Raw genomic sequence first — 20,145 nt, 5'->3', positions numbered from 1 at the left:
GTGACGGCCCGCGCCGGTCGCTTGCGTCAGCCCGCCGTCGACACCGGCAGCCGGAACGTCAGCACGGACCCGCCGTCGCTGCGCGGCGCGGCTTCGAGCGTGCCGCCGTGCGCTTCGACGATCGAGCGGCAGATCGCGAGGCCCATCCCCATGCCGTTCGATTTCGTCGTGAAGAACGCGTCGAAGATCCGGTTCGCGATCCCGGCGTCGATGCCCGCGCCGCGGTCGGCGATGGATACGGTCGCGTAGCCGTCGCCGGCCTGCGACGCGATGTCGAGTTCGCGCGATGCGGCCTGCCCGTCCATCGCGTCGAGCGCGTTGGTGACCAGGTTCAGGATCACCTGCTGGATCTGCGTGCGATCGGCCATCACGCGGATCGCGGCGCAATGCAGGTCGACGCGCAGCGCGACCTGCTTCGCGTCGATTTCGGTCGCGGTGAGGTGCAGCATGTCGCGGATCAGGTCGTCGATCGCGAGCGGCGCGAGCGCGGGCGGCGCCTGGCGGGCGAGCGAGCGCAGCGCGCGCACGATGTCGGCCGCGCGGACGCCGGACGCGCGGATGTCGTCGAGGCTCGCGAGCGCCTCGTCGAGATCGGGCGGGGTGCCGCGCAGCCAGCGCATGCCCGCGCCGGCGCTCGACACGATGCTCGTCAGCGGCTGGTTGATCTCGTGCGCGATCGACGCGGCCAGCTCGCCCATCACGGTCATGTGCGCGGTGCGCGCGAGCTCGGTGCGCGCATGCCGCAGCGCCGCCTCGGTTTCGAGCCGGCGCGCGTTTTCGTCGATCAGTTCCGCGTACAGCCGCGCGGATTCCAGTGCGTTGGCCGCCTGCGGCGCGAGCATTTCGAGCATCGCGATGCGGCGCGGCGAAAACACGCCGTTGCTCAGCGCGTTCTCCAGGTACAGCACGCCGATCAGCACCCCCTGCTTCAGCAGCGGCAGGCAGAACAGCGAACGCGTGGGGTGCGCGCGCAGGCTGTCAACGTGGTCGGGCAGGCCCTCGCGCTGCGCGTTCGCGAGCACGACCGGCTTGCGGGTGCGCGCGACGGTGTTCAGGATCGACAGCGGGACATCGTGCTCGGTGGGTTCGCTGCGGGCGATCTCGACGACCACGTCGCTGTCGACGATCCGCGCGGCGGCCTCGATCGTCAGCCGGTCGTTGCGGGCGAGCAGCAGCAGGCCGTAGCCGGCGCCTGCGTACACGATCATGTTGCGCATCAGCGTCTGGATCAGGCGCTCCAGCACGATTTCCTCGGATAACGAATGGGATGCGCGCATCGCGAGCGCGAAATCGAGGTCTTCGCGCGCGGGCACGGCCGCGCCGCCCGGCGGCGGCTCCATCACGAGGAACGTGTGCTGCGCTTCCAGCGCCTGCGCCTTGCCGGTCGCGCCCCAGCGCCGGTAGCACGCATGCGCGAGCCGCCACTGATGACGCGCCGGGCCGGTGAGCCCGAGCGACATCGCGTGGCGCGCGGCCAGTTCGTGCGCAAGCGCCTGTTCGTGCACGAAACCGCGTTCCGCGGCGAGGCTGGCCGACGCGTCGTACTGCTGCATCGCCGCGACGTGGTCGCCGCGCACGCGCGCGAATTCGGCGTCGATCAGCGCGAGCTTGTTGCGGAACGTTGCCGGATTCCGCTCGCTCCAGTCGGCGAAGCGCGCGCGCTGCGGCGCGAAGCGTTCGAGCAGCGGCCCGGGCGGCGTCGCGGCGCCGTCGGCCGCGATGCCGGCGAGCACGCTGAACAGGTGGAAATCGGACGTCACGATGTGCGCGGGCGTCGACCACGCGCTTGCCGCGGCCGCGTCGAGCGCCGCGCGGGCCGCGGGTGCGTCGCCGAAGATGAACGCCGCCTGGCCCGCAAGCACGTCGGTCCAGAACTGCAGGACCGACATCGGCGTTTTCGTCGACACGCGCATGCGCCACGTGCCGACCGGCCGGTCGTAGCCGAACTGCAGCGCGTCGACGAATTCCGACTGGGTGGACACGAGGTCGACGATGTCGTCGTAGCGCGCGCCGCGCGCGATCGCGAGCAACGGATCGATCTCGTCGCGAATCGCCGGCAGCGCTTCGCCCATCGACAGCAGGTCGCTGACGATGTGGTTGCAGCTGTAGCACATCCAGCGCAGCTCGGCGCTCGCATTGCCGGCCGCTTTCGCTTCACGCGCGCGCTCGAGCGCGTACGACAGCGGCCGGGTCCACACGCTCACCTGGTCGAGCGCGATCAGCGTCGCCGAACGGTAGCGCTCGAAGCCATGGCGATCGACCAGCGCGAGCGCGACCTTCGCGAATTCGAAGCCGTCTTCATACGCGCCGTGATGCTCGGCAATGCTCACGCCGTACCACGCGAGCCCCTGCACCGATGCGGCGGTGACGCCGTGCTGCAGCGTCAGCCGGACCATCGTCGCGAAATGCAGCAGCGGCAGCCCGCCGCTCGGGTAGAACATCGCGGCTTCGAGCGCGGTCAGCAGGGCCATCGTCGCTTCGACGCGCGTGTCGGTCATCACGGGCAGCCCGACCAGATCGCCGATCGCACGGCCGGCGAGCGCGTCGCGCACGGCGTCGCCGGCCGCCGCGAGATCGGCGGCGGTCGGCGCGGCCGGCAGCGTCACGCCGAGCAGCGCCAGCCCCTGCAGCGCGACGTCGACCGCCTGCCGGTAGCGCGACTCGACCGTGAGCTGCGCGGCCTTCAGCCGGTGGGCCTCGGCGCGGTCGGCCGGCGTGCGCGTGCGCGCCATCAGCTCGTCGATCGTGCTCGATGCCTGCGCGGTCGCGCCGGTCGCGAGCAGCAGGCCGCCGCGCAGCATGCCGATGCGGCTCGCGAGACCGTAATGCTGCGCCCACGCATGCGGGCCGAGCAGCGTCTGCGCGCACGCGAGAAACGACAGCGCGCGATCGCGCGCGGCGACCGTGGCCGCCGCTTCCGCGGCTGCGACCAGCGCGTCCGCGAAGGCGAGCGCGAGCGTGCGGTCGAGCGGCGCGGTGCGCGCCTGCTCGATCTGGGCGGCCAGTTCCAGCAGCGCTTCGGTCGACCGGGCGCCCGGGCGCGCCAGCATCGCGGCGGCGATCCGGGCGTGGCACTGCGCGCGCTCCGCCCGCCCGGCGAGTGCGTGAACGGACTCGATGACGCGGTCGTGCACGCAACGCCAGCGGTCATCGGCGTGCGACGCGAGGCCGGCCTGGCGCACGGGGTCCATCCAGAACGCGAGTTCGGCGCGCGTCTTGCCGGCGGCGGCACACAACAGCGCGACGTCGGCATCGGTGCCGATGCAGGCCAGCAGCGACAGCAGCGTTCTGGATTCATGCGGCAGCCGCTGGATGCGGACGGCAAGCAGGCTCACGACATTCTCGGCGAGGTGGTGCGCGTCGAGGTCGGCCGGCTGCCACTGCCATGTCCGCCGCACCGGGTCGTAGGCGAGCAGTTGCTCGTCGATCAGCGTGCGCACGAACTGCTGTACGTAGAACGGGTTGCCGCCGGTCCGCCGCGTCACGATGTCGCCGAGCGCGGACAGCCGGTCCGGCGCTTCTCCGAGCAGCCCGGCCAGCATGTGCGTGACGCCGGGCGCGTCGAGCGGCGCCAGCGTCAGCGCCGACACGCGCGCGGGGGCGAGCTGCTGCAGGAAGCGGCGGAACGCCGGCGGGTGATCGTGCTGCGACCCGCTGCGATAACCGGCGACGAGGCAGACGTGGGGCGGTGGATCGAGCGCGACCGACGCGAGGAACGCGAGCGTCGCGTCGTCGGCCCACTGGACGTCGTCGAGCGTCATCACCAGCGGCTCGGCCGGTGTCGCGAAGGCGCGGAACGCGTTCACGACGATCCGGCACAGATGAAACTCCGGGATCGCGTCGGTATGGCCGAACGCGACGGGCTCGACATCGAGCAGCCACGCGATCTCCGGAAAGATGCCGGACAGCAGGCTCGCCTGCGGGCCGATGCACGCGCGCAGCCGTGCGACGATCGCGGCGATTTCGTCGTCGCGCCGGGCGAGCGCGCTGCCGAACAGCGCGCGCAGCGCCGCCAGCACCGGCGCGTAGGGCCGGGCCGGCTGGAACCGGTCGACCTTCGCCGACGTGCACCAGGCGGTGCGCGATGTCGCGCGCGACGCGCGCATGAAGTCCTCGGTCAGCGCGGTCTTGCCGACGCCGGCCGGCCCGTCGACCAGGACGATGGCCGCCTCGCCGGTCTGCAGGACGGCGGCCAGCGCGGCCGCGAGCCGGCGGGATTCGGCTTCCCGGCCGACCAGCCGGTCGGGCGTGCGCAAACCGGCGAGCGGATTGCTGCCGCCGAGCGCGAACGGCTCGACCCGGCCGGCTGCCAGCCAGTCGCGCCGGATGCGTTCGAGATCGTGCTGTACCGCGTCGCAGGACGGGTAGCGCTCGGCCGGCTCCTTCGCGATCAGCTTCAGCAGCAGGTCGCTCAGGATCGCGGGCAGGTCGTTGCGCAGCCCCGTGGCGGGCGACGGCTGCATCGCGACGTGCGCGTGCACCCATTCGGACGTCGACGCCGCCTTGTACGGGAGTGCGCCCGTCAGCAGGCGGAACAGCGTGATGCCGAGCGCATACAGGTCGGAGCGTTCGTCGATGTCCGCCCCCTCGGAGACTTCGGGGGCCGCATACGCGGCGAATTCCGCGCGTAGCGGCTCCGCCGCGGCGTGTTCCGTCCGACGATTTCGCGCATGCGCGAACGCGCGCAGCATGACCGTGCCGTCGGGCAGGGCGACGAAACTGGCCGGTTGCAGGTCGCCGTGCAGCCAGCCGAGCCGATGCAGCGCGCCGAGCGTGCGCACCGCGTGGATCGCCGTGTCGAGAAACGCGTCGAGCGGCAGCTGCGCGTCGGCGAGCGTGTCGAACGCGCGCCCGTCGACACGCGGAAAGACGAGCACCGGGCCGTCCGCCGCGCGGATCAGCGCAGCGGGCAGCAGCGCCCATGCCGGATCCAGCACGCCGTTCAATGCGTACTCGCGCTCGAATTGCCGGCAGCGCTCGTCGGATTCCCAGCCGGTCCGGCACGCGGACCACACGCGTCCGGTCCCGGCGTCGGTCAGGTCGAAGCACAGCACGTCGTCTGCGCGGACTGCGTTCGACAGGCGGGCGCGTGCCAGCCAGTCGGCATCCATTCGGTTCGTGTCGTCGGGGTTACGCAAGGGTTGGTTCACGATGAGGGCAGGCTGGATGGAACGGGACGCAACGGCATGTCGGCAGGCAGCGGCCGGGCACGATCGCACGCGCGGCATGCCCGGGCATTGTCCGACAGCCCGCGGAAATCTGCAGGACCCCCTCCCTGGGTTGCCGGCGCGCGGGTGGCGTCCCACTAAACCAATAGATAATGGCCGGCACGCGCGCCACCCCATACGATAGGGTCATGCCTGCCGGCCCGCATCGATGCGACCGGACAGGCGGAACAGGGGGTGTCGCCTCGCTGGGCGGCGCACGATGCGGAGCAGCATAAGGCGGGTGCGGATCATGTATACGTTCGGGCGGGTGACGGTTTCCCTTGAGTGCCGCGAAGTCTGCGTCGACGGGCAGCCCCGGTATATCGGTGCCCGGGCATTCGAGATTCTCGAGCTGCTGGTGAAGGCGGCCGGCAAGCTCGTGTCGAAGGACGAGATCATGGAGGCCGTGTGGCCGGACACGATCGTCGTCGAGAACAACATCCAGGTGCACATCTCGACGCTGCGCAAGCTGTTCGGCGGCAAGCACGGCTGGATCCGGACCGAGTCGGGCCGCGGCTACCGGCTCGCGCCGCCGGTCGATGCCACCCATGCAGCCCATGCCGGACGCCTGCCGGACGCGCTCGAGCCGCTGCGCGGCGTCCGCACGGGTGCCGCACCGCGCAAGTGTCCGTTGATCGGCCGCGAGCCGGAAGCGGCCGAGTTGCACGCGCTGCTCGAACGCGAGGCGTTCGTCACGCTGGTCGGCCCCGGCGGCGTCGGCAAGACGCATCTTGCACTGGAGGTCGCCGCCGCGTGGTCGGCCGTGCGCGGCATCGAGATGGTCCGGATCGACCTGGCCGGCTGGACGGGAGGCGCGACGCTGGAGTCCGCGGTGCTGGGCGCGCTCGGCCTGCCGGGCGGCCCGGCCGCCGGGCAGGCGGACGTCGTGCGCGCGATCGGCGGGCAGCGCGTGATGCTGGTGTTCGACAACGCGGAGCAGCATGTCGGCGAACTGGCGGACCTGTGCGAAGCGATCGCCGACGAGAATGCCGGCGCGATCCTCGTCGTGACCAGCCGCGAGCCGCTGCGGGTCGCCGGCGAGCGCGTGTATCGCGTCGGGCCGCTGCCCGTGCCGCCGGCCGGCGCGACCGAAGGCGAGATCGTCGCGTGCGGGGCCGTCCGCATGTTCCTGGCGCGGGCGCGCGCGATGGGCACCGACGTGCCCGCGGATGCGAAGACGCTGGACGCGATCGCGACCGTCTGCCGGCGCCTGAGCGGCCTGCCGCTCGCGCTCGAACTCGGCGCGGCACGCGTCGCGCTGCTCGGGATCCAGGGGCTGGCCGCCGATCTCGACAAGTCGGTGCTGTCGTTGTCCGGCGGCCTGCGGACCGCCCATCCGCGCCAGCAGACGCTGCGCGCCACGATCGAGTGGAGCTACCGGCTGCTCGACGACGCGGAACGCACCGTGCTGTGCCGCCTCGCGGTGTTCCCGGATGCGTTCCCGCTCGACGCGGCGTGCGCGCTCGCCGCGTGCGACGAACTGGGCGGCGCACGCGTGCTCGACTGTCTCGTCAGTCTCGCGTCGAAATCGTTGCTGGTCGTTCATTCGGTCGGGCTGTCGAAGCGTTATTCGCTGCTCGAGGTCGTGCGCGCGTATGCGCTCGAGAAGCTGGCGGAATCGGGGGAAGCGGGCCGCGTGCATGCGCGGTGCGCGTCGTTCACCGCCGCCGAACGCGCGGATTCGCGTCCGCCGGCGCCGGCCGCGTCCGCGCAGCCGCTGCTGGCCGCGGCGCCGTGGGCATGACGCACGGATCGCGGGAGCGGGGCGGGGCAACGCCCGTCGACGCGGCCCCGCGTTGCATCACGCTGTACTGGATTGACACAATTTTCAGGTTCTCATTTCATGGCCCTTGTTTGCATCATCGATGACGATGCGTCGGTCCGTAAGAGTCTTGCCAGCCTGCTGAAATCGGCTGGCCATACTGCATTGCCGTTTGCGTCGGGCGAGGAATTCCTGGCGGCCGATGCGCCGGCCGGCGCGATTTGCGTGCTGGTCGACCTGAAGATGAAAGGGATGAGCGGGCTCGACGTCCAGCGTCAGCTGATTCAGCGCAACGCGACGCTGCCGGTCATCTTCATGTCGGCGCACGGCGACGACGAATCGATCCGCCGCGCGCTGGCGCAAGGCGCGATCGCGTTCCTGCGCAAGCCGTTTCCGTCAGACGACATGCTCAACCTGATCGACCAGGTCGCATCCGGCACGCCGCCCGCGTGAGCGGCGTGCCGCCAGCCGGCCGCGCCGTCCGACGCGCGGCGGTTCCGCCCGGCATTTTGTTAGTTTATCATTTGATAATGAAGCGGATGCCTACACAGGGAATGCAATGGCGAGTACGCCGGACATGACGTCGAGCGGCAACGGCGGCGCGGGAGAACCCGCGCCGATCGTCTATGTGGTCGACGACGACGAAACATTGCGGCGCGCGTTGAGCGCGCTGTTGCGTTCGGCGGGATTTCGGGTGGAGACCTTCGCGTCGTCGCGTGCGTTTCTCGCGTTCGAGCGGCCCGACGTGCCGAGCTGCCTGATCCTCGACGTGCGGCTCGCCGACGAGAGCGGGCTGGCCGTCCAGGAGGCGGCGGCGCGTGCGGGCCTGAACGTGCCGATCCTGTTCATGACGGGTTACGGCGACGTGGCCACGACGGTCAAGGCGATGAAGGGCGGCGCGCTCGATTTCCTGACGAAGCCGTTCGACGACGAGGCGATGCTCGATGCCGTCGGCCGCGCGCTGGAGCGCGACCGCACGCGTCACGCGGTGCGCGGCGCCTATGCGTCGTTGACGCCGCGCGAGCGCGAAGTGATGAGCCAGGTCGTCGCGGGCCTGATGAACAAGCAGATTGCCGCGAATCTCGGCCTGCAGGAAATCACGGTGAAGGTGCATCGGGCCCAGGTGATGAAGAAGATGCGGGTGCGCACGCTGCCGGATCTCGTGCGGCAGGCCGATGCACTGGGCGTGCGCCCGGCCGGCGCGCGCGACTGAGCGCGCGGGGCAACCGTGCGGGCTTCGACGTGGCGGGCCGCGCCGCGCCGCGACGATGACGACGACGGCGCTCAAGCGGCCACCGTGTTGTCGGCGGCCGTGGCTTGCGTGACGGCACGCGCGTCGTGTTGCATGGCCGGCCGCGCGGCCGGTATCTTTCAAAACCGGTCGTCGCGTTGCGCGATGTTTTGCGGTGCCGCGGAGGGCGGCGTCCACCCGCCGCCCAGCGCGCGCACCAGATCGACCGTCGCAATCGCGAGCGCCTGGCGGCTGTGGATCAACTGGCGTTGCGCGTTCAATGCGTCGCGGTCCGCGTCGATGACCTCGAGATAGCTGACGTAGCCATGTGCGTAGCGGCTCAGCGACAGCCGCGCGGCCGCTTCGGTCGAGCGCGCGGCGCTGTCGTAGCGCACGATCCGCTCGTTCTGCGCGGCGATGTCGTTGAGCGCGTCCTGCACCTCGCGCAGCGCGCCCAGCGCGGTCGCTCGATAGTTCGCGTCGGCGAGCGCCGTGCCGGCCGTCGCGGCGGCTACCGCGGCGTCGCGCTTGCCGCCGTCGAACAGTGTTTCGGCCACGCTCGCCCCGAGGCCCCACAGCGAACTGTTGCGCTCGAGAAACGAGCCGAGGTCGCGGCTCGCGAACCCGCCCTGGGCCGTCAGCGTCAGCGTCGGTAGCCATGCGGTGCGGGCAACGCCGGTTTCGAGCGATGCCGCGTCGACACGGCGTGCCGCCGCATAGACGTCCGGCCGTTGCGCGAGCAGCACGGACGGCAGGCCGGGCGGCACCGCCGGCACGCGAATCGCGACGGCGGTCGGCGCGACCGTGAAGCTGGTCGGCGACACGCCGGTCAGCACCGCGAGTGCATCGACGAGGTTTTCGCGCAGCCGCCGGCTGTCCGCGAGATCGGCGCGCGCGGTATCGAGATCGGCCGCCGCGCGCAGCGCGTCGAGATCGCTCGCCGCGCCGGCCCGCACGCGCGCGGCGATCACGTCGAGCGCGGTGCGGCGCAGCTCGATCGCGCGGGCGAGCGTCGCCAGATCCTCCTCGACGAAATGCAGCGTCAGGTAGTCGCTCGCGACCTCGGTCGCGACGCGCAGCCGCACGGCCGCGCGATCGGCGTCGGCCTGCAGCACGTTCTGCCTGCCGATCTCCGCGTCGCCGCGCAGGCGGCCCCACAGATCGACTTCATAGCTCGCGTTGAACGGCACCGACCAGTTGTGCATCAGGCGCTTCGGCAACGCATTGTCGACCGTGCCGGACACACGCGAACGGTTGAACGACGGATCGACGCCGACCGTGGGGGAAAGCGCGGCTTCGCGCACGCCGAGCAGCGCCTGCGCCTGGTCGACGCGCGCGGCGGCCGCACGGATGTCGAAGTTGCCGGCGAGCGCCGCATCGACGAGCGCGACGAGCGGCGCATCGCCGAACGACGCGGGCCATCCGGCGAGCGACGTGGCCGGTTCGCCGGGCGCATCCGCGTGGCGGAACCGGTCGGTGCCGACCGGGACGGGCGCGAGCGGTTGCGGCGCGATCGTGCAGGCGCCCAGCAGGCCGGCGGCGAGCAGCGCGGCGAGGCGGCTCATGGCTGTTCCCGGCCGGCTTGCAGCGTGACGACGACCGACAGGCCGGGCCGGATGCGCGGCTCGGCCGACGCCTGCCCGTCGAGCAGGATCTTGACCGGCACCCGCTGCGTGACCTTCGTGAAGTTGCCGGTCGCGTTGTCGGGCGGCAGCAGCGCGAACTGCCCGCCGGTCGCGGGCGACAGGCTGTCGACGTGCCCGTTGAAGGTCAGGTCCGGCAGCGCGTCGAAACGCAGCCGCACGGCATCGCCGGCGCGCACGTGCTTGAGCTGCGTTTCGCGGAAGTTCGCGACGACCCACGGGTGCGGTTCGACCAGCGTGAGCAGCGCCTGGCCCGGCGCGACGTGCTCGCCGGTCTCGACGGTCTTCTTCCCGACGCGGCCGTCCGACGGCGCGACGACGGTCGTGTACTGCAGTTGCAACTCCGCATCGCGCAAGTCGGCGTCGCCCTGGTGCGACACCGCGTCGGCCGCCTGCCATGCGGCCTGCGCGCTGCGCTGCTGCGCTTGTGCCGCGTCGATGCGGGCACGCGCGGACTTGCGCGCCGCGTTGGCCGCATCGAATTCCTGTTGCGACAGCCCGCGCGGCGTCTCGCGGGTCAGCTCGCGCGCCCGTGCGTAGTCGAGTTCGGCCTTCTCGGCGTCGGCGTGCGCGGACACGAGCGTCGCGTCGGCCTGCTCGACCAGCGCCTTCGCGCGCATCGCATCGGCGCGCGCCTGCGCGACGCGCGCACGCTGCAGCGCGACGCGCACGTCGAAATCGCGCGGGTCGAGCCGCACGAGCGGGTCGCCCGCATGCACGAACTGGTTGTCGTCCACCAGCACGCGCTCGACGGTGCCGGCCACGCGCGGCGAGATCACGTGCAGGTGGCCCGTCACGTACGCGTCGTCGGTGCCGCGTTCATGCGCGTCGTATTCGTAGACCAGCAGCGCGACGAGCCCCAACGCGGCGCCGGCGACCAGGACGATCGGCCATTTGCGCGAGCGTGCGGGGGAGGCGGGCGGCGGGTTCGACGCGTTCGTCGGGTTCGTGCTCACGATCGGGTAACTCCATCGAACGGACAGGGTTCTTCACATCGCGCTATGCTTGCGCGAGCCTCAAATACGGGAGCCGCACGACGATGAATACCACGTTCGCCCCCGGTGGCGCGACACCGGGGCCGGCTGCGCCGGCCACCGACATACCGACGTTTCGTTCCATCGCCGCGATCGCGGCCGTGCTGCTCGGCGCGATCATCTCGACGCTGACCTCGCGCATCACGTCGCTCGGGCTCGCCGACGTACGCGGCGCGCTCGGCGTCGGCTTCGACGAGGGCGCATGGATCAACACCGCGTTCACCGCGTCGCAGATGTTCGTCGGGCCGCTCGCGATCGCTGCGGCCTTCGTGTTCGGCACGCGCCGCGTGCTGCTGGCGGGCGCCGCGGTATTCCTGGCCGTCGAAAGCATGCTGCCGCTGTGCACGGACTTCGGCACGTTCATCGCACTCCAGAGCGTAGCCGGTTTCGCGTCCGGCGTGTTCGTGCCGTTGACCGTCGGGTTCGTCGTTCGCACGCTGCCGCCGCGGCTCATTCCGTTCGGCATCGCCGCGTATGCGATGAACCTCGAGATGTCGCTGAACCTGTCGGCGACGCTCGAAGGGTGGTACAGCGAACACCTGAGCTGGCGCTGGCTGTTCTGGCAGAACGCGCTGCTGACCGTGCCGTTCATCGTGTGCCTGATGCTGTCGCTGTCCAACGAACCGGTCAAGCGCTTCGCGTCCGGTATCGACACGCGCGGCATGGTGCTCGGCGCCGGCGGGTTCGCGTGCCTGTGCGTCGCGCTCGACCAGGGCGAACGGCTGTTCTGGTTCCAGTCGCCGCTGATCGTCACGTTGCTGTGTGTCGGCATCGTGATGGTGGCCGCGTTCCTGATCCACGAGCTGGCGTCGCGCAGCGCCGGGCTCGATCTCGGTTACCTCGCGCGGCCCAACATCGCGTGGCTGATCGTGCTGGTCGGCCTCGTGCGCTTCACCGTGCTCAATACGAGCTTCATTCCGTCGGCGTTTCTCGCGAGCACCTACGGGCTGCGCCCGCTGCAGATCGGCGACACGCTGCGCTGGATCGCGATCCCGCAGCTGCTGTTCGCGCCATGCGTCGCATGGCTGCTGCAACGCGTCGATCCGCGCCGGCTGATCGTCACCGGCTTCGTGATGGTGGCGTTCGCGTTCGCACTCGGCGCGCGCCTCACGCCCGTGTGGGCCGAACCCGATTTCATCCCGTCGCAGCTGCTGCAGGCACTGGGCCAGACGATGGCGCTCACGTCGGTGATCTTCTTTTTCGGCAAGCACGTGACGGCCGAGCATGCGCTGACGTTCGGCGCGGTCGTGCAGACGACGCGCCTGCTGAGCGGGCAGCTCGGCACGACGTCGATCGCGGTGATCCAGCGCATCATGGAGGCTACCCATTCGAATCTCGTCGGTCTGCATGTCACGCTGTCGGATCCGCAAACGCTGGAGCGGCTGCGGGCCGGCGCGGCGTCGCTGGTCGCGCACGGCGCGACCTTCGCGGCCGGCGACCAGGCGACTTACGCGCTGCTCGACCGGGCGGTTCGCGTCCAGGCGACCACGCTCGCGCTGGCCGACAACTTCCGGGTGGCGATGGCGTTCGCGATCGCGGGCGCGCTGATCGGCTTGCTGCTCAGGCCGGCGCGTACGCCGTGAGCGCCCGCCGCCGCCGCGGCGATCCTGGTGACGGCGCATGCGGCAGGCGGAATCGCGCCGACCTGAAAATTCCTGAAAAATGCTGAAGGGCGCGCCGGCGTGAAGGTATGACGGCCGGGCGCGCCGTGTCGCGCGGCTTACGCCTTCAGGAATGCGAGCAGTTCGGCATTGATCCGCGCGGCATCGACGACGCACATGCCGTGCGAGCCGCCCGGGATCACCTTGAGTTCCGCGTGCTTCACGATCTTCGCGGACAGCCGGGCCGAATCGTCGATCGGCACGATCTGGTCGTCGTCGCCGTGCAGTATCAGCGTCGGCACGTCGATCTTCTTCAGGTCTTCCGTATAGTCGACCTCGGAGAATTCCTTCACGCACAGGTACTGGCCGTGCACGCCACCCATCATGCCCTGCGCCCAGAACGCATCGATCGTGCCTTGCGACACCTTTGCCTGCGGCCGGTTGAAGCCGAAGAACGGCACCGCGAGATCCTTGTAGAACTGCGAGCGGTTTTCCGCGACGTTCTTGCGGATCCCGTCGAACACGTCCATCGGCAGGCCGCCGGGATTGGTCGCCGACTTCACCATCTGCGGCGGTACGGCGCCGATCAGCACGGCCTTCGCGACGCGCTTCGTGCCGTGCCGGCCGATGTAGTGCGCGACTTCGCCGCCGCCGGTGGAGTGGCCGACGAGCGTGGCTTCGTGCAGGTCGAGCGCGTTCATCAGCGCGGCGAGATCGTCGGCATACGTGTCCATGTCGTTGCCCTGCGACGGCTGGCTCGAGCGGCCGTGACCACGGCGGTCGTGCGCGATCACACGGAAGCCGTGCTGCACGAGGAACAGCATCTGCGAATCCCACGCGTCGGCGCACAGCGGCCAGCCGTGCGAGAACACGACCGGGCGGCCGCTGCCCCAGTCCTTGAAGTAAATCTGGGTACCGTCTTTCGTGGTGATCGTGTTCATCGTGTGGGTTCCTGGATGGGTGGAAGCGGCGTGTTTGGGGGCAGCCGCGGCGGCTGCCGGCAGCGCGGCGGCTGCAACGGCGGTCGCGCCGGCGAGCAGCATGTCTCGGCGGCGTGCCGAGGGAACGGCGTCGGTATCTGCGGGACGCATGAAGTCTCCTTGAACGTGCGGTATATCGATGCCGCGTTGGATGGTGGGTTCGGATCTGCCCGCAGGCGGCAATCCAGCGGGCAGCCGGCGTGCGTTCGAGCGGCCGCGCGCAGGCCGGCGCGCGAACGTCGTGAACGAAAGCCGACAGGAGCCTATCCCGCGGCCATGCGGGCTGTACTGAAATCGCGCTGAATTTTCGTGAAGCCGTATGTGGTGCACGCCGCGCGACGCGTGCGCGCACCGGCCAGAAAAATTAAGTCTCGAATCAAGACTCTTCAGCGGCGGCCCGCTATCGTCAATGTCAGGTCATCCCGTCGCGGGCCGGTGCCGGCTCGCGCGGCGGATGACGATCGCGTAGCGGGCGGGTGCAAGGCATCCGGCCCGCCTCACCTGCCTGGATCTGCCATGGACGCATTCGATCGCTGGGAGCACGTGATGACGCTGCTCGACCCGTCGCCGGCCGCACGCCATTGCGCGCCGTCGCTTGTGCGCGACCCGGACACCGCGCGCCGCCGCCATTGCAACGACGCATCGGCCGCGTCGAGCGGCGGCGTGCGCCGTCGTTGCGCGATCATCGCCGCCGAGCGGCAGACCGATTCGTCGGTCCTGGTGTCGTGGAGCGACCCGACGCGCTGCCGCTACGACGAGCAGCGCTGGATCAGCGCGAAATCGCGCGCACTCGCGCGCTGCGCGCTGACCGGCACGACGATTCGTCCCGGCGACGCGATCTACAAGCCGCAATGGCGCGGGGCCAAGCGTCCCGCGAACTACCGGGAAGTGATCCTCGCGGCCGAGATGGACCGGTTCATCGGCCGGTTGTCCCGGTCGTGACGGCCGACGCGGCACCCCGTCCGCCGGCCGACGCCGGCGCGCGCCGCTTTTTCACCACTGAGGAATCCGTATGAGCACGTTCACGACCCGCGACGGCGTGTCGATTCACTACAAGGACTGGGGCACCGGGCGCCCGGTCGTGTTCATTCACGGCTGGCCGCTGAACGCGGACATGTGGGACGTCCAGATGCATCACCTCGCGTCGAACGGCCTGCGCGGCATCGCCTACGACCGGCGCGGCTTCGGCCGCTCCGGCCAGCCGTGGACCGGATACGACTACGACACGCTGGCGGACGATCTCGCGACGCTGATCGATACGCTCGGGCTGAACGACGTGACGCTCGTCGGCTTCTCGATGGGCGGCGGCGAGGTGGCCCGCTACATCGGCCGGCACGGCACGCGGCACATCGCGAAAGCCGTGCTGATCGGCTCGGTGACGCCGCTGGTCGCGCGGCGCGACGATCATCCGGACGGCGTCGACGTCGCCGTGTTCGACGGGATTCGCGCGGGTATCGTGGCCGATCGCGCGGCGTTCCTCGAGCAATTCTGGCCGCTGTTCACCGGGTCGAACCGGGCCGCTTCGACGATCTCGCGCGCCGCGCTCGACTGGACGTCGTTCATGGCGCTGCAGGCCGGGTTGAAGGGGACGCTCGACTGCGTCGGCGCGTTTTCCGAAACCGATTTCCGCGCGGATCTCGACAAGTTCGACGTGCCGACGCTCGTGATTCACGGCGACGACGACCAGACGGCACCGCTCGCGCTCACGGGTGCCGTCACGGCGCGGCGCGTGCCGCACGCGACGCTGAGCATCTACGAGGGCGGCCCGCACGCGTTGTACCTGACGCATGCGCAACGCCTGAACGACGAACTGCTGGCGTTCGCGCGCGCATGATCCGGCGATGGCGGCGGTGACGTGGCCGCACGAGCCCGGCCGGACGGCCGGCTCACTCCGCCCATTTCGACCCGAGCACCAGCCCGCAGAAATTCGTCCGACGATAGTCCGGGTCGCAACGATCGAGCACGTCGGCGGACACGTTGCCGAACGCGGCAGCGGGGCGATGCGCGGTGCCCGCGGCGAGCGCTTCGAGAAACAGGTCCTTGAAGCACGGGCCGCGCGGCCATGCGTGCACGATCGCGTCGCGTTCGGACAGGCTCACCTCGTCGAAGTGATGCGCGAAGAGGTCGGTCTCGACGCCGGCGCCGAGCAACGCCGTCAACGGCGTCATGTACGGGTGGATCCCGAACGTCGCATGCAGCGCGATCGCGCGCCAGACCTCCGCCGCGTCGTCGGCGGCGACGCCGTATCCTCGGAGGAATGCGTGCGCCGCATTCGCGCCGTCGATCTCGAAGCGCCGGCGCGAATGCCGGTAGCGCTCCGTCAAGCCGAAGTGATGGAACAGCGCGGCGACGTACAACAGCTCGGCGTTGAACGCGATGCCGCGACGCAGCCCGATGATCGATGCAAACGCGAACACGCGCATCGCGTGCCGGAACAGCAGTTCCGGTTCGCACGCGCGTACGGTGTCGGCGGCGTCCCGTGCGAGCGGGGCGTCGGGAATCCTGATGCCGGCGATACGGTTGCCCATGGTCGTGTTCCTCACGGCGTGGTGAAAGTCGCTCGACGCTGGCGCCATCGACCCATCGTTGCGCGCCGCGCCGCTGAATGTCCTGAGCGGCGCCTGAATCGTTATGAACGGAAAATCCGACCGACCGCCGCCCGCGAAATCGGTTACACCACGTCCGGCATGTCTTTTTTACCCGGTCTTATCCGCAAATCCGGCGTGCGGTTATATTTAATTGATGAGTCGAAGAAGTTAATTCCGGCAAATCGCAGGTTTTATCCTACGAAACAGATTCATGGATGAATCACTGTTTCGCGTGCAGTGAGCGCGGGATGCCGCACCGCACTGGGGCAGCGGCGCCCGCACGCGGAGACGCCGGGGAAATCGTGGTTTTCATCGATTCAAAAAATTTGCTCAATAGCTTCTGATAATTTGAATCATCTCAAGAGGCAAATGCCGTAGCATGAGCGTCCAATCGATGTCATTTTTGACAGGGCATCGATGCACGCTATCGATTGAAAATTCTCATGATCCGAATTGGAACGCTACACGTATTTCTTGACAGGCGTGAAATTCGCTCGAACGGCAAACTGCTGCGTATCGGCAGTCGCGCATTCGAAATTCTCGAACTCCTGATTCGGGCAAACGGCGCCCTGGTCTCGAAAGACGAGATCATGCAGCGTGTGTGGCCGCACACGGTCGTGGAGGAAAACAACCTGCAGGTGCACGTCGCCGCGTTGCGCAAGGCGCTCGCCGATGATCGCAACCTGATCGTGACGGTGCCGGGGCGCGGCTATCGGCTGGTCGGCGGCCGGGCGGAAGTCGCGGCCCCCGTGCGCGCCGTGACGTCGCGGCTGACGGCCGCGCCGACCGCGCTCGTCGGCCGCGAGCAGACCGTCGCCGAGGTGCTGGCGGCGCTCGACACCGCGCGCGTCGTCACGCTGGTCGGGGCGGGCGGCATCGGCAAGACGCGGGTTGCGCTCGAAGCGGCCATGCGCGCCGAAGCCAGTTTTCCGGACGGCGCCGCGTTCGTGTCGCTGGCCACCGTCGCCTGTCCGCAATTCGTGCCCGACGCGCTGGCGGCGGCGTTCGGCATCGCGCAGCCGGCCGGATCGCTGACGCTCGAGGCGGTGCTGGCCAGTGTCGCGAACCGCCGGATGTTGCTGGTGCTGGACAATTGCGAGCATCTGCTCGACGCGGCCGCGCGGATCGCGAGCGCGCTGACCGAATCCGACGCCGGCTTGCGCGTCCTCGCGACCAGCCGCGAGGCGCTGCGTATCCAGGGCGAGCGGCTGTGTCCGATCCCGCCGCTCGAGGTGCCGCGCGAAGGTGCCGACGATGCGGAAACGCTGGGCGCGAGCGCGGTGCAGCTGTTCTCGGCGCGTGTGCAGGCCGCCGATCCGCGTTTCCCGCTCGACGAACGCAGCGTGTCGCTGATGGCATCGGTGTGCCGGCGCCTCGACGGCCTGCCGCTCGCGATCGAACTGGCCGCGGCTCGCGCGGCCGTGCTCGGCATCGACGTGCTGGCCGCGCATCTCGACGACCATTTCCGGTTGCTGACCGGCGGGTTTCGCACGGCGTTGCCGCGTCATCAGACGCTGCAGGCGATGTACGACTGGAGCTACCGTCTGCTCGGCGATGCGGAGCGCCTGCTGTTGCGATGGCTCGGCGTATTCCGCGACACCTTCTCGATCGACGCTGTGCGGGAGATCGTCGGGGCCACGCGGCTGGCCGATGCGGACCTGCTCGACACGATCGCCGGCCTCGTGTCGAAGTCGCTGCTGAGCCTCGAAAGCGCGCACGGCGCACCGCGTTACCGTCTGCTGACGACGACGCGTGCGTATGCGCTGCAGCAGCTCGAGAACAACGGCGAGTGCGCGGCCGCCGCCCGCGCTCACGCGAACTACTTCCATGCGCTGTTCCGGCTCGCGCCGGTAGACGACGGCGGGCCGCTCGCCGAATCGCGGCTCGACGTGATCCGGCGCGAGCTCGGCAACCTGCGCGCGGCGCTCGACTGGGCGTTTTCGCCGAACGGCGATGCGGAGATCGGCATCGCGCTGGCGGCCGTGGCGGTGCCATGCCTGTTCGACCTGTCGCTGGTCGACGAATGTCGCGAACGCGCGCGCGCGGCGCTCGATTCGATGCGCGACATGGACGAGACGCGCACGCGCGACGACGCGCGCGTGCGCCTGCTGGCAGCGTATGCGGCCGCGCTTGCCCATACCGCCGGATCGACGCAGGTCGCGGACGACGCGTGGTCGGTCGTGCACGCGCTCGGGTTCGACACGGGCGAGAGCGAGCTGCCGCCGCGCGAATCGTAGCGGCGCGCGGCCGTCGCGGCTTCAGAACATTTCAGCTTGAACACATGACCGGGCCGGCCGGTGCGTCTACATTGGACGCACGGACCGTCGACGATGCGCGGGCAGGCGGGCAGGCCACCGGCTCGCGCTGCAGCGTCGCGCGGTCACGGCGCCGCTGCATGCCGGTGTGGCGCGGCGGCGGCCACACGTGCCGCCTCGGCGGCTTCGCGCGTCATCGAACGACTACCGCATGAAACCTGTCCAGTCCGACCTTTCGCGCCACGATTCGCCGCCCGCGGCCACACGCCGGATCGGGCGGTCGGCGATGTGCGTGCGCGGGTTCCGCGCGCGTCGTGTGTCACGCTTGCCGCCCGCTCCATCATGCTGAACCTTTCCGCCACGGTTGCTTACGGCGCACCGATCGTCATTGTCGATCTCGTCGCATGGCGGTTGCTCGGGCCCGGCCGTTCGACGGCGAAGGCGATAGGGCGCTGCGTGTCGTTCGCCGCGCTGACCTATGTGCTGTTCGCGACCGGCGTGAGCCCGCTCGCGGTGCCGCCGTCGCCCGACCGGCTCGACCGGCTGGCGATCCAGGTGATCGGGGTCGCGTGGTGGCTGCAGTGCGCGCTCGTATTCAGCCTGATGCTCGACCACCTGCTGCTGCCGCGCGCGTGGCGCACCCAGCGGCTGTTTCACGACATCGCCGCCGGCGCCGTATTCGGCGCGGCCGCGGTGGCCGCGCTCGGCTACGTGCTGGGCCTGCCGCTGAGCGGGCTGGTCGCGACGTCGGGCGCGGTGGCCGTGATCCTCGGGCTGGCCGTCCAGAACACGCTGAACGACGTGTTCTCCGGCCTCGTGCTGAATACCACCCAGCCGTTCCGGCTCGGCGACACGGTGGCCATCGGCGAGCTGGAAGGGCGGATCGTCGAAAGCAACTGGCGCGCGACCAAGCTGATCGACGGCCTCGGCAACCTGGTCGTCGTGCCGAACAGCACGGCGGCGAAGACGACGATCGTCAACCTGAGCGAACCCGAGAACGTGCACGGCGTGACGTTGAGGATCGAGATCGATCCGGAAGTGCGGCCGGCCATCGTCGTCGATGCGCTCGACCGCGCCGCCGCCAGCTCGCTGGACGTACTGACCCGTCCCGCACCGGTTGCGGTGGTCAAGGCGTTCCGTACCAATTCCGTCGAATACGAACTCGTCTGCTACGTCGATGCGCTGCAGAAGAAGATCGCCGTGCGCAACCAGCTCTACGACCTGGCCCACCGGCACCTGGCCGCCGCGGACATCGCGTTGCGCCCGCTCGGCGGGACGGCCGCGACGCACCGGCCGGTGTCGCGCGGCCAACGGCTGCTGCGCGCGGTCGAACTCTTCCGGCAACTCGGCGACGACGATCTGGCGGTGCTCGCCGATGCGCTCGCGTCACGCGTGTTCCACAAAGGGGACGTGATCTATGCATCGAATGCCGATACGCGCCTGCTGACGATCGTCGGGGCCGGTGTCGCGTCGGTGTTCGTGCCGGGCGCGGCGGGGGACATCGAGGTCAGGCGGATGGCGCCGGGCGACGCGATCGGCCAGTCCGTCGTGCTGGCCGGCACGCAACTGCACGCGAGCGTCCATGCGGTGACGACGGTGACGGCGTTTCAACTGAGCAGCGGCGACCTGTCGCCGCTGATCGCGCGCAAGCCCGAACTCGGGCGGCTGATGTGCGAATCGCTGTCCGAGCACATCGCGACCGAGGAGAAGATGATGATTCCGCCGGCCGCGAGTGCGCACGCGTCGTTCAACCTGATCGAGTGGCTCGAGAAGGAGATGAAGCGCCTGCACGATTCGTTCCGCTGAGGCGGGGCGGTGGCCTGCGGCGGGGGGGCAACGCGAGC

Annotated in this window: 13 protein-coding genes; 8 read left to right on the top strand and 5 right to left on the bottom strand. The window is 70.0% G+C overall.

The window, feature by feature from the left end:
* Positions 1 to 26: 26 nt before the first annotated feature.
* Positions 27 to 5,111: a trifunctional serine/threonine-protein kinase/ATP-binding protein/sensor histidine kinase gene (locus tag PQB87_RS36985; RefSeq protein ID WP_301863716.1), complete on the bottom strand. Its 5,085-nt coding sequence runs from the start codon at positions 5,109 to 5,111 to the stop codon at positions 27 to 29.
* Between the two features lie 364 nt (positions 5,112 to 5,475).
* On the opposite strand from PQB87_RS36985, the gene PQB87_RS36980 reads away from it, so the two are divergent.
* The 3 genes from PQB87_RS36980 (at position 5,476) to PQB87_RS36970 (ending at position 8,182) form a co-directional block, all read left to right on the top strand.
* Positions 5,476 to 6,951 carry an ATP-binding protein gene (locus PQB87_RS36980; protein ID WP_181523058.1) on the top strand — a complete coding sequence of 492 codons (1,476 nt, stop codon included), beginning with the start codon at positions 5,476 to 5,478 and terminating at the stop codon, positions 6,949 to 6,951.
* 99 nt (positions 6,952 to 7,050) lie between these two features.
* The gene (locus PQB87_RS36975) at positions 7,051 to 7,422 is read left to right on the top strand and encodes a response regulator transcription factor (RefSeq protein ID WP_059687806.1); all 372 of its coding nucleotides are present in this window, start codon (positions 7,051 to 7,053) and stop codon (positions 7,420 to 7,422) included.
* 106 nt (positions 7,423 to 7,528) lie between these two features.
* Positions 7,529 to 8,182 carry a response regulator transcription factor gene (locus tag PQB87_RS36970; RefSeq protein ID WP_233344752.1) on the top strand — a complete coding sequence of 218 codons (654 nt, stop codon included), beginning with the start codon at positions 7,529 to 7,531 and terminating at the stop codon, positions 8,180 to 8,182.
* Between the two features lie 158 nt (positions 8,183 to 8,340).
* Here the strand turns inward: PQB87_RS36970 and PQB87_RS36965 are convergent, their stop codons facing one another.
* Both PQB87_RS36965 and PQB87_RS36960 read right to left on the bottom strand, forming a co-directional pair.
* Positions 8,341 to 9,765, bottom strand: a complete 1,425-nt coding sequence (locus PQB87_RS36965; RefSeq protein WP_301863710.1) for an efflux transporter outer membrane subunit — start codon at positions 9,763 to 9,765, stop codon at positions 8,341 to 8,343.
* Positions 9,762 to 10,799 carry an HlyD family secretion protein gene (locus tag PQB87_RS36960; protein ID WP_111940943.1) on the bottom strand — a complete coding sequence of 346 codons (1,038 nt, stop codon included), beginning with the start codon at positions 10,797 to 10,799 and terminating at the stop codon, positions 9,762 to 9,764. The genes PQB87_RS36965 and PQB87_RS36960 overlap by 4 nt, the downstream gene beginning before the upstream one ends.
* Positions 10,800 to 10,882: 83 nt before the next feature.
* Here PQB87_RS36960 and PQB87_RS36955 point away from each other — a divergent pair, with 83 nt between their 5' ends.
* Positions 10,883 to 12,460 (top strand): MFS transporter, encoded by a 1,578-nt coding sequence (locus PQB87_RS36955; protein WP_060173533.1) that lies wholly within the window; start codon positions 10,883 to 10,885, stop codon positions 12,458 to 12,460.
* A gap of 137 nt (positions 12,461 to 12,597) precedes the next feature.
* Here PQB87_RS36955 and PQB87_RS36950 read toward each other — a convergent pair whose 3' ends face one another.
* Positions 12,598 to 13,419: an alpha/beta fold hydrolase gene (locus tag PQB87_RS36950; protein ID WP_042973930.1), complete on the bottom strand. Its 822-nt coding sequence runs from the start codon at positions 13,417 to 13,419 to the stop codon at positions 12,598 to 12,600.
* Positions 13,420 to 13,974: 555 nt separating this feature from the next.
* Here PQB87_RS36950 and PQB87_RS36945 point away from each other — a divergent pair.
* Positions 13,975 to 14,400, top strand: coding sequence for a DUF3331 domain-containing protein (locus tag PQB87_RS36945; protein ID WP_059687811.1), 426 nt, complete (start codon positions 13,975 to 13,977; stop codon positions 14,398 to 14,400).
* Positions 14,401 to 14,470: 70 nt separating this feature from the next.
* Positions 14,471 to 15,292, top strand: a complete 822-nt coding sequence (locus PQB87_RS36940) for an alpha/beta fold hydrolase (RefSeq protein ID WP_175935997.1) — start codon at positions 14,471 to 14,473, stop codon at positions 15,290 to 15,292.
* Positions 15,293 to 15,344: 52 nt separating this feature from the next.
* On the opposite strand, the gene PQB87_RS36935 is transcribed toward PQB87_RS36940, so the two are convergent.
* Positions 15,345 to 15,986 carry an HD domain-containing protein gene (locus PQB87_RS36935; RefSeq protein ID WP_134319431.1) on the bottom strand — a complete coding sequence of 214 codons (642 nt, stop codon included), beginning with the start codon at positions 15,984 to 15,986 and terminating at the stop codon, positions 15,345 to 15,347.
* Between the two features lie 503 nt (positions 15,987 to 16,489).
* Here PQB87_RS36935 and PQB87_RS36930 point away from each other — a divergent pair.
* Positions 16,490 to 18,283: an ATP-binding protein gene (locus tag PQB87_RS36930; protein ID WP_060062875.1), complete on the top strand. Its 1,794-nt coding sequence runs from the start codon at positions 16,490 to 16,492 to the stop codon at positions 18,281 to 18,283.
* 360 nt (positions 18,284 to 18,643) lie between these two features.
* The gene (locus PQB87_RS36925; protein ID WP_301863703.1) at positions 18,644 to 20,107 is read left to right on the top strand and encodes a mechanosensitive ion channel family protein; all 1,464 of its coding nucleotides are present in this window, start codon (positions 18,644 to 18,646) and stop codon (positions 20,105 to 20,107) included.
* Positions 20,108 to 20,145 lie beyond the last annotated feature (38 nt).

This window comes from Burkholderia sp. KL41, assembly GCF_057005415.2.
This window is presented reverse-complemented; position numbering and strand designations above follow the sequence as displayed.